At 72.9% G+C, this 12447-nt stretch carries 14 protein-coding genes; 7 read left to right on the top strand and 7 right to left on the bottom strand.

Annotated elements, in window-relative coordinates; genetic code table 11:
- Positions 1–17 precede the first annotated feature (17 nt).
- Together ACZ6JE_RS00395 and ACZ6JE_RS00390 are read right to left on the bottom strand one after the other, a co-directional pair.
- The gene (locus ACZ6JE_RS00395; protein WP_464317909.1) at positions 18–437 is read right to left on the bottom strand and encodes a PIN domain-containing protein; all 420 of its coding nucleotides are present in this window, start codon (positions 435–437) and stop codon (positions 18–20) included.
- The gene (locus ACZ6JE_RS00390; RefSeq protein WP_464317908.1) at positions 434–763 is read right to left on the bottom strand and encodes a FitA-like ribbon-helix-helix domain-containing protein; all 330 of its coding nucleotides are present in this window, start codon (positions 761–763) and stop codon (positions 434–436) included. The genes ACZ6JE_RS00395 and ACZ6JE_RS00390 overlap by 4 nt, the downstream gene beginning before the upstream one ends.
- Before the next feature lie 109 nt (positions 764–872).
- Between ACZ6JE_RS00390 and ACZ6JE_RS00385 the strand changes: the two genes are divergently transcribed.
- The 3 genes from ACZ6JE_RS00385 to ACZ6JE_RS00375 are packed head-to-tail and all read left to right on the top strand — an operon-like array spanning position 873 to position 3003.
- A complete protein-coding gene (locus ACZ6JE_RS00385) occupies positions 873–1556 on the top strand; it encodes a glycosyltransferase family 2 protein (protein ID WP_464317907.1) in 684 nt (227 codons plus the stop codon).
- Positions 1553–2284: a TIGR04282 family arsenosugar biosynthesis glycosyltransferase gene (locus ACZ6JE_RS00380; RefSeq protein ID WP_192059540.1), complete on the top strand. Its 732-nt coding sequence runs from the start codon at positions 1553–1555 to the stop codon at positions 2282–2284. Before ACZ6JE_RS00385 ends, ACZ6JE_RS00380 begins: the two co-directional genes overlap by 4 nt.
- Positions 2281–3003 carry a class I SAM-dependent methyltransferase gene (locus ACZ6JE_RS00375; protein WP_243214416.1) on the top strand — a complete coding sequence of 241 codons (723 nt, stop codon included), beginning with the start codon at positions 2281–2283 and terminating at the stop codon, positions 3001–3003. The genes ACZ6JE_RS00380 and ACZ6JE_RS00375 overlap by 4 nt, the downstream gene beginning before the upstream one ends.
- Here ACZ6JE_RS00375 and ACZ6JE_RS00370 read toward each other — a convergent pair.
- Positions 2949–3455, bottom strand: coding sequence for a hypothetical protein (locus tag ACZ6JE_RS00370; protein ID WP_192059536.1), 507 nt, complete (start codon positions 3453–3455; stop codon positions 2949–2951). The genes ACZ6JE_RS00375 and ACZ6JE_RS00370 overlap by 55 nt on opposite strands.
- On the bottom strand, positions 3455–4786 hold the full coding sequence (locus ACZ6JE_RS00365) for a molybdopterin-dependent oxidoreductase (RefSeq protein WP_464317906.1): 1332 nt from the start codon (positions 4784–4786) through the stop codon (positions 3455–3457). Before ACZ6JE_RS00365 ends, ACZ6JE_RS00370 begins: the two co-directional genes overlap by 1 nt.
- Positions 4787–4852: 66 nt before the next feature.
- Here ACZ6JE_RS00365 and ACZ6JE_RS00360 point away from each other — a divergent pair, with 66 nt between their 5' ends.
- Genes ACZ6JE_RS00360 through ACZ6JE_RS00350 form a run of 3 tightly spaced genes read left to right on the top strand, consistent with a single transcriptional unit; the run spans position 4853 to position 7794 of the window.
- Positions 4853–6355, top strand: coding sequence for a glycosyltransferase 87 family protein (locus ACZ6JE_RS00360; RefSeq protein ID WP_464317905.1), 1503 nt, complete (start codon positions 4853–4855; stop codon positions 6353–6355).
- Positions 6309–7403 carry a GTP 3',8-cyclase MoaA gene (gene moaA, locus ACZ6JE_RS00355; RefSeq protein ID WP_192059532.1) on the top strand — a complete coding sequence of 365 codons (1095 nt, stop codon included), beginning with the start codon at positions 6309–6311 and terminating at the stop codon, positions 7401–7403. Before ACZ6JE_RS00360 ends, moaA begins: the two co-directional genes overlap by 47 nt.
- Position 7404: 1 nt before the next feature.
- Positions 7405–7794: a hypothetical protein gene (locus ACZ6JE_RS00350; RefSeq protein ID WP_464317904.1), complete on the top strand. Its 390-nt coding sequence runs from the start codon at positions 7405–7407 to the stop codon at positions 7792–7794.
- A 45-nt stretch (positions 7795–7839) separates the two neighbouring features.
- Here ACZ6JE_RS00350 and ACZ6JE_RS00345 read toward each other — a convergent pair whose 3' ends face one another.
- Entirely contained in the window at positions 7840–9114 is a 1275-nt protein-coding gene (locus ACZ6JE_RS00345; RefSeq protein ID WP_464317903.1) for a ThiF family adenylyltransferase, read from the bottom strand.
- On the opposite strand from ACZ6JE_RS00345, the gene ACZ6JE_RS00340 reads away from it, so the two are divergent.
- Positions 9113–10786: a glycosyltransferase family 39 protein gene (locus tag ACZ6JE_RS00340; protein WP_464317902.1), complete on the top strand. Its 1674-nt coding sequence runs from the start codon at positions 9113–9115 to the stop codon at positions 10784–10786. The two genes, ACZ6JE_RS00345 and ACZ6JE_RS00340, sit on opposite strands and share 2 nt — an antisense overlap.
- 60 nt (positions 10787–10846) lie before the next feature.
- Here ACZ6JE_RS00340 and ACZ6JE_RS00335 read toward each other — a convergent pair whose 3' ends face one another.
- Both ACZ6JE_RS00335 and ACZ6JE_RS00330 read right to left on the bottom strand, forming a co-directional pair.
- Entirely contained in the window at positions 10847–11785 is a 939-nt protein-coding gene (locus ACZ6JE_RS00335; RefSeq protein WP_192059526.1) for a 4-(cytidine 5'-diphospho)-2-C-methyl-D-erythritol kinase, read from the bottom strand.
- A gap of 13 nt (positions 11786–11798) precedes the next feature.
- Positions 11799–12446, bottom strand: a complete 648-nt coding sequence (locus ACZ6JE_RS00330) for a hypothetical protein (RefSeq protein ID WP_320477067.1) — start codon at positions 12444–12446, stop codon at positions 11799–11801.
- Position 12447 lies beyond the last annotated feature (1 nt).

Here is a 12447-nt window from a genome sequence, read left to right as displayed (position 1 = left end):
ACCTGCTCGCCCCTGCATCACGCCGACCAGGGGTCGATGATCTCGAGCCCGACCCCCTCGAAGTCGCGGACGTTGCGGGTCGCGAGGCTCGCACCGGTCGCGAGCGCCGTCGCCGCGATCATGGCGTCCGCCGTCGCGACCGGGCGACCGAGACGCGTCCGGAGACGCACGACCCCCGCGTATTCGAGGGCGGTCGCTGCGCCGAAGGCGAGGACGCGACCCGCGAACTGCGTCTCGAGAGCATCGACGACCCCTCTCTCGACGACATCACGCCGAGGGCCAGGAGTCATGCAGAGGACACCGGCGAGCATCTCGGCTGCGGAGACCACGCTCAGGAAGAGGTCGCCTGCTCGCTGCTCGGCGTACCAGGACAGGACTTCGGGAGCCGGTCGGACTCGTGAGAGCTCGGAGACGACGTTGGTGTCGACGACGATCACTCGAAGTCGACGATCTTCGCTGGAATCTGCTCACGACGGTTGCGTTCGAGGATCTCGATGAAGTCGTCGTCGAGGAGCGCATCGTTCTCAACGAGCCGGCGGCGGAGAGCGACGACCCAGTTCTCCGCAACCCCGGGAGCGCGAGGGGGGCCAGGGGCGCCGTCGAACTCGAGCACGACCTCGGCCGTCGGGAACTCGGCGTCGGCGACGTACCGCCCCAGCACCCAGCGCACCTCGGCCTCCATCGACCGCCCGTGTCTCGCGCTCAGCGCCTTGAGCCCCGAGACCACATCGGGATCGAGCCCGCGAACAGTCACCGTCGACATGGTGATCACCTCCTGGCGGTGATGCTAGCAGAATGACAGCGGATCGGCCGATGTACAGGATGCGGCCCTCTCATCACCTTCATGGCATGTCAGCCGTACAGTCGGGATGATGAGCACCTCACCCGTCGACGTCCCGCTGGTCGACGTCGTGCTGCCCTGTCTCGACGAGGAGGGCGCGCTGCCCTGGGTCCTGGGGCGCATCCCCGACCGCTGGCACGCGATCGTCGTCGACAACGGCTCCACCGACGGGTCGGCGCGCGTCGCCGCCGAGCACGGGGCCACGGTCGTGCAGGAGGCGCGGCGCGGCTTCGGCAGCGCCGCCCACGCCGGTCTCGTCGCGGCCACCGCCCCCTACGTCGCCTTCTGCGACGCCGACGCCTCGATGGACCCCGCCGATCTCGCCGCGCTCGCCGAGCCGGTGATGTCGGGCGACGCCGACCTCGTGCTCGGTCGGCGTCGCCCGACCACCCGCGGGGCGTGGCCGGTGCACGCCCGCATCGCCAATCTCGCCCTGGCGCGGCTGATGCGGCGTGCCAGCGGCGTCGCCCTGCACGACCTCGGCCCCATGCGGGTCGCCCGACGCGACGAGCTCCTCGCCCTCGACCTGAAGGACCGACGGAGCGGCTACCCGCTCGAGATGGTGCTCCGCGCCTCCGAGTCCGGCTGGCGGATCCGCGAACAGGACACCCCCTACTCGCCCCGGGTCGGGCGGAGCAAGGTGACGGGCACCATCAGGGGCACGAGCGTCGCCGTCAGAGACATGTCCCGACTGCTGCGGGAGGCGGGTCGATGACCACCATCGTCGTGATCGCCAAGGAGACGATCCCCGGTCGCGTCAAGACGCGCCTCCACCCGCCCCTGAGCCTCGAGCAGGCCGCCGACGTCGCCGCGGCCGCCATCCAGGACACCCTCGCCGTCGCCTCGGCACTGCCCGCCACCCGACGGGTGCTGCTCTTCGACGGCAACCGAACACCGCCCGGCTCCGAACAGTTCGATGTGATCCCTCAGATCGGTGGCGACCTCGACGCACGGCTCGGAGCCCTCTTCGACGAGGTCGACGGCCCGACCGTGCTGATCGGCATGGACACGCCGCAGGTGACCGTCGAGACGCTGACCCCCGTCTTCGCCGACTGGACGGACGACGTCGACGCCTGGTTCGGCCCGGCCAACGACGGCGGCTTCTGGGCCCTCGGTCTCGCCCGACCCACCGGCGACCTGCTGCGCGGCGTCCCGATGTCGCGCGACGACACCGGCGCCCACCAGCTGCGGCGACTCGCCGAGGCGGGGCTGCGCGTGCGGACCCTCCCCGAGCTCGTCGACGTCGACACGATCGACGACGCCCGCCTCGTCGCCGCCACCGCGCCGCGCAGCCGCTTCGCCGCGGCCCTCCGTCTCGCCGACCCGGGTGGTGCCCCGACGGGCCCGACCCGCGCCTCCTCGGCTTCGACCTCCCCCTCATCCACCGCCGCTGCTCAGACCCCGTCGCCGGCCCGCTCGACTCCCGAGGAGCCCCTCTCGTGACACTCACCGCAGACACGAACACCCACCCCGTCGCGACCTTCGGCTCGGGCGGGGCCGAGCCCTACGCCCGCGCTCTGCGCCGCGAGGGGCGCCTGCAGCTCGTCCGGGCCGACGCGCCCGTCGCACCCGGTTCACCCGCCCCGTCGACGGGCGCCGCCGACGTCGACGGACCGTTCGACGTCGCCCGCTGGAGCTCCGCCGCCGACGCCGCCGATCTCTCGACGCTCGCCGGTGCGCGCTCGGTGCTCGACATCGGCTGCGGGCCGGCCCGCATGGTCCGCGCGGCCGTCGGCCTCGGCATCGAGGCCCTCGGCATAGACGTGTCCGAGACGGCCGTCGCCATGGCCGTCGACGCCGGGCTGCCCGTCGCGGCCGGCTCCGTCTTCGACCCGCTCGACGGCGAGGGCGGCTGGCACGTCGCTCTGCTGCTCGACGGCAACATCGGCATCGGCGGCGACCCGACGGCCCTCCTGACCCGCTGCTCGGAGGTCATCGCCTCGAACGGATCGGTCGTGGTCGAGACGGCGCACGACGACTCCGCCGACGAGTTCTACGACGCCCACGTCGTCGACGACCGCGGTCTCACGAGTGCGACGTTCCCCTGGGCCGAGGTGGGTCGGGCGGCCCTGCCCGGTCACGCCCGCCGCGCCGGCCTCGAGGTCGCTCAGACCTGGTCGGTCGACTCGCGGACCTTCTGCCGCCTGGTCCGCACCAGGTAGATCGCCACGGCGAGGGCCGTCACGACCGCGATCACGACCCACATCGCACCCAGACGCGAGGCGTAGTCGAACGGCAGCACGGTGTCGTTCTTCGGCCCCTTCGCCTTCGCGACGATCTCGGGGACGACGATCATCGACAGGACGACGCCGACCACGACGGCGCTCTGCACCAAGGCGATCACCGCGGCCGGCACGCGGCGACCCGTCCGCCGGACGGCGAGACCGACGCCGACGACGACGGGCGCGATGATCGCGTCGTGCACGATCACCGAGCCGATCAGCCAGACGAGCAGCCCCGAGTAGCGCGTCGGGCTGACGGTCTCGGTCAGCACGTAGCCGCCGAGTCCGATCAGGGCGATCCCGACGACGATCAGCACGCCCCTGGTGACGCGGACGCCGCGGCCCGCGATGGGGGCGGCCCGGCCCGTCCTGGTGGTCTTCACGGTGGTCATCACAGCACCTCGATCGTGGTCAGCCATTTGGTCTGCAGCACACCCGGTCTGCCGGGGGCGATCACCCGGGCGGGGTACCCGTGGTCGATGCTCAGCCGCTCGCCGTTGAGCTCGAGCGCGATCAGCGTCGCGGGGTCGGTGGCGTACTCGGAACCCATCAGCATCACGCGGTAGCCGCCGCGCTCTTCGAGACTCGTGAAGCGGAGACGCCGGTCGGCGGGCGCACCCACCGTCGCCATGAGGTCGACGAGGCGGACCCCGCGCCACCGGCCGGTCTGACTCCAGCCCTCGACGCACGAGATGGGCAGGTCTCCCTCGTCCTGCGTCATGGCCGTCAGGTCGTCGGCGCTGAACGAGCGCGACCGGTCGCCGTTCGAGACCGTCAGTGCCCAGTCGGGCGCCATCGCGCTCTCGAGCACCCGCGCCGCCGCGGCCGTCCGGTTGATCGGCAGGTCGTTCGGGCCGATGCCGCGCTGCCGGGGGGCGAACGCGTTGAAGGGCTCGAAGGCGGTGAACGACTGACCGGCGGTGAGCACCACCGCTCCGCCCGTCGCGACGCCGACGGCGCCGAAGAAGCCGCGTCGCGACACCCGCGCGCGGTGCGGATCGCGGTCGCCCTCGTGCGCGGTGTCGATCCAGTGCACGATCCGACCGACGAACCCGCGGGGCCGAGGAGGCGCGGTGCCGGTCGACGAGGCGCGCCGCGCCTCCTCGGCCTCCCGCCGTCGCGTCAGCTCGCGCGTGGCCGTGAACTCGGCCCGAGCCGGGTCGAGGGCGCCGGCGGGCTCGACGAAGGCGCCGTCGGCGTCGTAGCTGTCGCGGGCCCGCCAGTAGCGCGTGATGAGCGGCAGCTTGACCGCGATGTGGATCGCCAGCGACCCGATGATCACGAACGACAGCGCGAAGTGCACCTGCCTGAACGGGAACGGCCACGGGTAGTACTGGAACGTGTTCAGCAGGCCGGTGACGAGCTGCAGCACCGACGTCGCGATGAACAGGGCGATGGAGGCGCGCTCGAGCACCTGCACCGGGTGCCGCACCGGCGGGTACTGGAACAGCTGGGGGAACACCGCGTGCAGCTTGCCGAGCAGCAGCGGGATGCAGGCGATGCCCGCCGTGATGTGCACGCCCTGGCTGACCTGGTAGAGCCAGACCGGGCGGGTCGGGAAGCGCATCCACTCGGCGGGATCCTGCAGGAAGTGGCTGTAGAGACCGGTCAGCAGGCAGACCAGGAAGGCGATGCCGAGCAGTCGCCCGAGCACCGTCGCCGTCCGGGCGTTCCGCGTCGGCGACGTCGCCGCGAGGCGGAGGGTGAAGAGAAGACTTCTCATGGGTGCGCCTCGGGGTCTGGCCCGACACATCGGACACCCGGGCGGGCGTCCGACAGACTGGGTCTCGTGCGTACTCTATTCGCGGCGGTGGCCGTCGGCGGTTTGGCCGTCGCCGTGGGTTGGGGGCTGCTGACCCTCGGATTCGTCGCGAAGGAGACGCGAGACGACTTCGTCTACTGGACGACGATCTGCTGGCTGCTCTTCGCCGTCGCCCTCGTGCTGCTGCGTCGCGTGCCCGCGCGGGCCGTCACCGCGCTCGTGCTGATCGGCGCGGCGGTCGTCGGCGGCGCGTCGCTGCTGAGCCCGCCCAACACGAGCACCGACCCCGCGCGCTACGCCTGGGACGGCATCGTGCAGGCGGACGGGGTGTCGCCGTACGAGTACACGCCCGAGGCCGGCGAGCTGCGCGACCTCCGCCCCGAGTGGATCTTCCCGCCCGCCGCCGAGTTCACCCGCGACGACGGCACGATCGGGCTCCGCTGCGGACAGGAGACCCGGCAGATCCACCGCGGCTACGACACGGAGACGGGCGACGTCGTCTGCACGGCCATCAACCGACCCGACGTGCCCACGATCTACCCGCCCACCGCCGAGCTGTACTTCTGGGCCGTGCGGGCGGTCGTGGGGCCCGACGCCGAGTTCGCGCCGCTGCAGGTGCTCGGCCTGGTCATGGTGCTGGCCACCACCGCAGCCCTGCTCGTGGCGCTCCGTCGCCGTGGGCTCGACCCCCGGTGGGCCGCCCTCTGGGGCTGGTGTCCGCTCGTGTACAGCGAGGGGGTCACGAACTCGCACGTCGATCTGCTCGGCGGGGTGCTCGTGCTCGCCGCGTCGCTGCTCGTCTCGACGCGGCGTCGATGGCGGGGCGGGATCGCCCTCGGGGCGGCCATCGCCACCAAGCTCATCCCCGTGATCGCGGCGCCGGCGCTGCTCCGCCGCCAGCCGCACAAGGTGATCGTGGGCGCCGTCGTCACCTTCGCGGTGCTCTACGTGCCCTACGTCGTGTCGACCGGCCTGGCCGTTCTCGGCTATCTGCCCGGCTACCTCACGGAGGAGGGCTACGAGGACGGCAGCCGGTTCGCCCTCGTGTCCGCCTGGGTGCCCGACGCCTGGGCCACACCGGTCGTCGCGCTCGTCGTCGGCGTCACCGGTCTGCTCGTCTGGCTCAAGACCGACCCCGACGACCCCTGGCTCGGGCAGCTCGTCATGATCGGGGTCACCCTCGTCGCCGTCAGCCCGCGGTACCCCTGGTACGCCCTGCTGCTCGTGCCGTTCGTGGCCATGACCGGCCGGTGGGAGTGGCTGGCGATCCCCGTGGCGCTGCTCGTGCGGCAGTTCGAACCGGGGCTGGCTCTGCAGCGGTCGTCGCTCGCCACGGCGGTGCTGGTCATCCTCCTCGTGTCGCTCTGGCGCGCCCGGCCGGGGTTCGCCGATCGGCTGCTGGACGGTCTCGCGGACGACGCCCGTCGGGTGCGGAGGCTGCTCCCTGGGCGCGGATCCCGGCGACGGGGCTTAACCTCGACAGATGACCGTCTCACTCGGACTGCCCACGATGCCCGGTCGGGCTCGTGACACCCTCCCCCCGGTGCCCCGGCCGTCCGCCGAGACGGCGCCCTGGCTGCTCGACCGGTTCGGACGCAGCGCCACCGACCTCCGCGTCTCGCTGACCGACAAGTGCAATCTGCGGTGCACGTACTGCATGCCCGCCGACGGCCTGCCGAACCTGCCCCGCGAACAGGCGCTCGATGCGGACGAGATCGTGCGGCTGGTCGACATCGGGGTGCGCCTCCTCGGGATCCGCCAGGTGCGGTTCACCGGCGGCGAGCCGCTGCTGCGTGCCGACCTGATCGACATCGTGCGGCGCGTGGCCGCCCTCGAGCCACGACCCGAGGTCTCGCTGACCACCAACGCCATCGGTCTCGCCCACCGCGCGCAGGCCCTCGCCGACGCCGGTCTCGACCGCGTCAACGTCTCGCTCGACTCGCTGCACGCCGAGACGTTCATGAAGGTCTCGCGCAGGCCGTTCCTCGACAAGGTGCTGGCCGGTGTCGACGCCGCGGCCGCGGCCGGGCTCACCCCGGTCAAGATCAACGCCGTGCTGCTGCCCGGGGTCAACGACCACGAGGCGCCCGAGCTGCTCGCCTGGTCTCTGCGCGGCGGCCACGAGCTGCGCTTCATCGAGCAGATGCCCCTCGACGCCGACCGCAGCTGGGACCGCGCCTCCTTCGTGACCTCGCGCGACATCCACTCGCTCCTCGCGACCCGGTTCGACCTGCGCCCCGCCGACGTCGAGCGCGACGGCGCCCCGGCCGAGCTGTTCGACGCGGTCGGGCGCGACGCCGACGCCGGACTGCACGGCCGGGTGGGCATCATCGCCTCGGTCAGCGAACCGTTCTGCGCCGACTGCCGCCGCACCCGCATGACGGCCGAGGGCGGGATCCGCAGCTGCCTGTTCAGCGAGGGCGAGACCGGACTGCGCGATCTCCTGCGCGCCGGCGGCTCGGACGACGACCTGGCCGACGCCTGGCGGGCCGCGATGTGGGCCAAGCCCAAGGGTCACGGCATCGACGACCCCGACTTCGTGCAACCCGCCCGCACCATGAGCGCCATCGGAGGCTGACATGACGACACTGACCGACGACACGGGACGCTCGGGTTCGTCAGGGCCGGCTGGCGCCCCGGGGCTGGCTGGCGTCTCGGGTGCCGCGGGCGCATCAGGTGCCGCGGATCGGGCTGCCGAGCCGACGACCGCGACGCTGCGGTTCTTCGCTGCGGCGCGCGCCGCCGTCGGACGTGACGAGCAGCGCATCGCCGTGCCGACCGGCGAGCGCCCCACCATCGGTCGACTGCTGACCGAGGTGCGCCCCGTCGAGGGGATGTCGGCGGCGGACTTCCGCGATGTCATGCTGCGCTGCTCGTTCCTGGTCGACGGGATCACCACGCGCGACCGCGAGCAGCTCGTCGTCGACGGTGCCGTGATCGACGTCATGCCGCCCTTCGCCGGAGGCTGACGCCCCTCGGCTCGGCGCGGCTCCGCGCCTCTCGACCCCGCCGTCTCAGCCGGCGGTGGCGCCCTGCTGCGCCAGCTGCCAACCCAGCATGCCGCCGTGCAGCACGGTGACGTCGAACCCGTCGCGCGCGAGCAGCTCGGCGGCGGAGCGTGCCCGGGGGCCGCGGGCGCAGTAGACGACCACCGGCACCGAGCGGTCCAGCTCGGGTCGCTGACGGGTGCGAGTGCCGTACCCGGGGGCCTGCACGTCGCCGTCGATGTGGGCGAAGGCGTGCTCGTCGACCTCGCGCACGTCGAGCAGCGTGAAGTCGGCGCCGCCCGCCTCCCTCGCCTGCAGCATCGTCGACAACTCAGGTGCGGCGACCTCTGAGCGGGCGGGTCTCCGCTCAGCGGCCTCTGCGCCTGAGTTGCCGACGGCGACAGCGGCGGAGTCGGGGGCGGTGCTCGCCTCCGAAGCGGAGTCGGGAACGGACGCGGGGGCCGAGGAGGCGCGGCGCAGCCCGTTCGCCGTGGCCCGCGCCTCGGCCCGATACGGCGCCCGTGCCAGCCTGCTCTCGCGCCAGGTCGCGTCGAGCGCGTCGATGGTCACCACGCGCCCGAGCAGGGGCTCGCCCACGCCCGTGAGCAGCTTGACCGCCTCGGTGGCCATGGCCGTGCCGACGGTGCCGCAGAGCGGGCCGAGGACCCCGACGTCGGCGCACGACTCGTCCCAGCCGGCGGCGGGAGGTGCCGGATGCAGGTCGCGGTAGTCGACCGCGCGGCCATCGGGCGCATCGTCCCAGAAGACGCTGAGCTGCCCGTCGAACCGGTTGACGCTGCCCCACACCACGGGCAGCCCGCGCGCGGCGGCCTCGTCGGCGACGACGTAGCAGGTGTCGAACGAGTCGCTGCCGTCGACGACGAGGTCGTAGTCGTCGAGCAGCGCGGCGCTGTCGGCGCCGAGGCGCACGGGGTGCACGACGACGCGCACGTCGGGTGCCGACGAGCGCACCCACTCGGCCGCCGCACGGGCCTTCGGCACCCCCACCTGGTCGGGGCGGAACAGCACCTGACGTTGTAGGTTCGACAGGTCGACGACGTCGTCGTCGACGATTCCCAGCGTTCCGACACCGGAGGCTGCGAGATACTCGATGACCGGTGCGCCGAGTCCCCCGGCTCCCACCACGAGCACCCGCGCTGCCAGCAGTCGGCTCTGCGCATCGAGGCCGAACCCCGGCAGTCGGACGCTCCGCGAGTAGCGGTCCGACACCTCGAGCGAATCGGACGCAGCCGCTCCGGTCGACGAACCAGGCACCGAGACGAGAGGGGGCAGAGACGACATGGCAGACCTCCAGACACGACGTGCGGACCACGCGTCGTCTACTGTAACCTCGGCGCGGCCCGCCGCCCGGGGCCTCCTCCACCGCCGCCACACCGACGCGGTGCTGATCGGGCTGCTCGGCGCGATCGTCTCGGGGGCGTTCCTCTGGGTGCCGTCGGTCTGGTACGACGAGGCCGCGACGGTCGTCTCGGCGACCCGCACGTGGAGTCAGCTCTGGGCGATGATCCAGACGGTAGACCTGGTGCACGCCGCCTACTACGCCGCCATGCATCTCTGGTTCGACGTGTTCCCGTACTCCCCCGTCGCGCTGCGGGTGCCGAGCGCGATCGTGACGGGCGTCGCCGCGGGGCTCACCGTGGCCCTCACGCGCATCCTCGTCGACCGGCGCACCTCGATCGTCGCCGGCCTGCTGTTCTGCCTGCTGCCCCGAGTCACCTGGATGGGCGGCGAGGGCCGCTCGTACGCCCTGTCGGCGATGCTCGCGGTCGCGCTGACCCTCGTGCTCGTCGTGGCGGCCCGCCGCACCGCCGAATCGGGAGCAGCCCGCACGCACCGCTCCGTCGTCGGCTGGTGGGTGGCCTACGCCGCCCTCGCCGTCGTCTCGGCCGCGTTCTTCCTGTACCTGGCGCTGCTCGTGGTCGGGCACGCGGTGACCATGCTGGTGCGGGTGCTCCGCGACCGGCACGACCAGCGCCTCCGGCGGGACAGGGTCGACGAGTGGGCCCGCACCGGGGCCGTCGCCGTCGTGCACGACCCTGAAGGAGGCGCGCGGCCGACCGTGCGCTCGTCGCGTCGCGCCCTGCTCGGCTGGTTCGTCGGCGCGGCCGTCGCGGGGCTCGCCAGCCTGCCGCTGGCCTGGTTCATCGCATCGCAGAACGACCAGATCAGCTGGATCGAGCGGCCCACGTTCGGCACGCTCCGATCGGTGCTCGTGACGCAGTGGTTCTACCAGAACGAGAGCTTCGCGATCTTCGGCCTGCTCTGCGCGGGCGCGAGCATCGTCGTGCTGTCGCTGCGGCTGGTGCCCGCCGCCCGCGGGTTCGCGGAGGTCGTGCTGCCCTGGATGATCGTGCCGACGGCCGGTCTGGTCGTCGTCTCGCTCGTCGGAAGCCCCCTCTACTCGCCCCGGTACCTGACGTTCGGCACGCCCGCCATCGCGATGACGATGGCGGTCGCAGTCGCCGCGATCCCCTGGAGGCGCGTGATCGCCCTCGTGCTGCTCGTCGCCGTCGGGTTGACCGCGCCCACCTACGTCGAGCAGCGGCAGCCCGAGGCGAAGGACCGCTCCGCCTGGAACCAGGTCGCCGCCCTCGTCGCGAGAGAGCGCGCCGACGAGCCGGCCGGCACCGAGGAGGGGCTCGTCTTCGGGCCCGTGCGACGCCATCCGAAGGCGACGTCGCGCATCATCCAGGACACCTACCCCGACGCATTCGCCGGCATGTCCGACTTCACCCTCGAGACGCCGGGCGCCGAGACCGACGGCCTGTGGGAGGTCCAGCACCCCCTCGGCGACGTGCTCGACCGCACCGACGACCTCGACGTCGTCTGGCTGATCACGAGCGACCGCCAGGACTGGCGGCCCCGCGTCACCGAGCAGCTGGCGTCGAAGGGGTTCCGACTCGACCAGGAGTGGAACCTGACGCGCACGAACGTGCTGCGCTACGAGCGCTGACGCGGGCGTCGTCGCCGGGCGGGCGACAGGGCCTGACGCGGGCGTCGTCGCCGGCGCTCTCTAGTCGGAGACCACCCGGGCGCCGTGCACGGGCCCCGTCGCGCGGACGACCGAGAGTCGCGCCGAGGTGAGGGCGAGCTGCAGTTCGAGGGCGCCGTCGAGGTCGGGGGCGAGGAACGCCACGGTCGGGCCCGAGCCCGACACGAGACCCGCCAGCGCCCCGTTGCCCTCGCCGAGCTCGAGCACCTCGGCCAGACCGGGCTCGAGGTGCAGGGCCGGTGCCTGCAGATCGTTGTGCATCGACTCGGCGAGCATGCCGGCGTCGCCCGCCCGGAGCGCCTGCAGCACCCCGGCGTCGACGACCGGGCGGCGGACGGGCGAGATGTCGCCCGAGTGCCGCTTGCGGTGCTCGTCGAGCTCGCGGTAGACCGTCGGCGTCGAGAGCCCGAAGTCGGCGAGGGCGAGCACCCACTGGAAGGTGCCCTTGGCCAGGGCCGGGCTGAGCTCGTCACCGCGACCGGTGCCGATGGCCGTGCCGCCGGCGAAGGCGAAGGGCACGTCGGCGCCGAGCTCGGCCGCGAGGTGCAGCAGGTCGTCTCGGCCGACGCCGGTGCCCCAGAGCGTGTCGCAGGCGAGGAGCGTCGCGGCCGCGTCGGCCGACCCGCCGCCCATGCCACCGGCGACCGGGACGTTCTTGTCGATGCGCAGATCGACGCCGCCGCGGTAGCCGGTGGTGGCGGCGAGGAGGCGCGCGGCGCGGATCGCGAGGTTGCTGCCGTCGGTCGGCACCCCCGTCACGTCGACCGCGGGGCCGCCCGTGACGGTCACCGAGAAGGTGTCGGCGCGACGCGCCCGGACGTCTTCGTAGAGCGACACGGCCTGGTAGGCGGTGGCGAGTTCGTGGTACCCGTCGTCTTGCAGATCGCCGACGGCGAGGAACACGTTGATCTTGCCGGGGGCCCGCGTGTGGACCACGGTCGGAGCGGCCTCGGTCGTCATGACACCAACCTAGTCAGTTCTGGCGATCGACCATGACGCCGAGCGCCCGGGCCAGACCCTCGCGGACGGGCTGCACGCGTTCGGGCAGCCGTAGACGGGCCTGCGTGACGGCCACCGAGCACTTGCCGCCGGTCGACGGCGACACCGCCACGGTGAGCACGTCGCCGTTCGACAGCGTCCACTCGGCGCTCGGCCGGGTCGCGGAGCGCACGACCGTCGCCTGCACGCCCTCGACGTAGCCGGCGAGCCGATCGACCAGCAGCTCGAGCAGCTCGAGGGGCTCGCCGTGGAGGCTCCGCCCGATCGCGACCGCGTACGAGCCGTCGGGCTGCAGCCCGGGCGACGGCAGCCCGCGCCCCTGCTCGTAGCGGACCGTGATCACCTGCGCCCACCAGGGCGCGACCTCGTGGTCGTCGATCAGGAGGCGCGCGATGCGCTCGTGCGACAGTCGCGCCGCATCGGCCCGGTCGAGCAGGGCGAACCAGTCGGCCGCACTGCGCCCGGTGCCCGACCCGAGTCGCGCGTCGCTGATCTCGGCGGACCGGTCGGCCCCTGCAGGAGGCGCGGGTCGGCCGGATCGCGCCGGTCGCCCTGGTCGTGCGGACCGCCCCGACGGCGCCGACCGCCCGGGTCGTGCCGGCGGGTCGGTGCGACGCGTCATG

This window comes from Frigoribacterium sp. AC759 (genome assembly GCF_979256015.1).
The sequence above is the reverse complement of the archived record's forward strand: the minus strand, read 5'-3'. Positions and strand labels throughout refer to the sequence as shown.

Excerpts from the sequence above, each read along its gene's own strand:
- ACZ6JE_RS00390 (WP_464317908.1), bottom strand. The coding sequence starts at position 763 with ATGTCGACGGTGACTGTTCGCGGGCTCGATCCCGATGTGGTCTCGGGG.
- ACZ6JE_RS00385 (WP_464317907.1), top strand. The coding sequence starts at position 873 with ATGAGCACCTCACCCGTCGACGTCCCGCTGGTCGACGTCGTGCTGCCC.
- ACZ6JE_RS00380 (WP_192059540.1), top strand. The coding sequence starts at position 1,553 with ATGACCACCATCGTCGTGATCGCCAAGGAGACGATCCCCGGTCGCGTC.
- ACZ6JE_RS00370 (WP_192059536.1), bottom strand. The coding sequence starts at position 3,455 with ATGACCACCGTGAAGACCACCAGGACGGGCCGGGCCGCCCCCATCGCG.
- ACZ6JE_RS00365 (WP_464317906.1), bottom strand. The coding sequence starts at position 4,786 with ATGAGAAGTCTTCTCTTCACCCTCCGCCTCGCGGCGACGTCGCCGACG.
- moaA (WP_192059532.1), top strand. The coding sequence starts at position 6,309 with ATGACCGTCTCACTCGGACTGCCCACGATGCCCGGTCGGGCTCGTGAC.
- ACZ6JE_RS00350 (WP_464317904.1), top strand. The coding sequence starts at position 7,405 with ATGACGACACTGACCGACGACACGGGACGCTCGGGTTCGTCAGGGCCG.
- ACZ6JE_RS00340 (WP_464317902.1), top strand. The coding sequence starts at position 9,113 with ATGGCAGACCTCCAGACACGACGTGCGGACCACGCGTCGTCTACTGTA.
- ACZ6JE_RS00345 (WP_464317903.1), bottom strand. The coding sequence starts at position 9,114 with ATGTCGTCTCTGCCCCCTCTCGTCTCGGTGCCTGGTTCGTCGACCGGA.
- ACZ6JE_RS00335 (WP_192059526.1), bottom strand. The coding sequence starts at position 11,785 with ATGACGACCGAGGCCGCTCCGACCGTGGTCCACACGCGGGCCCCCGGC.
- ACZ6JE_RS00330 (WP_320477067.1), bottom strand. The coding sequence starts at position 12,446 with ATGACGCGTCGCACCGACCCGCCGGCACGACCCGGGCGGTCGGCGCCG.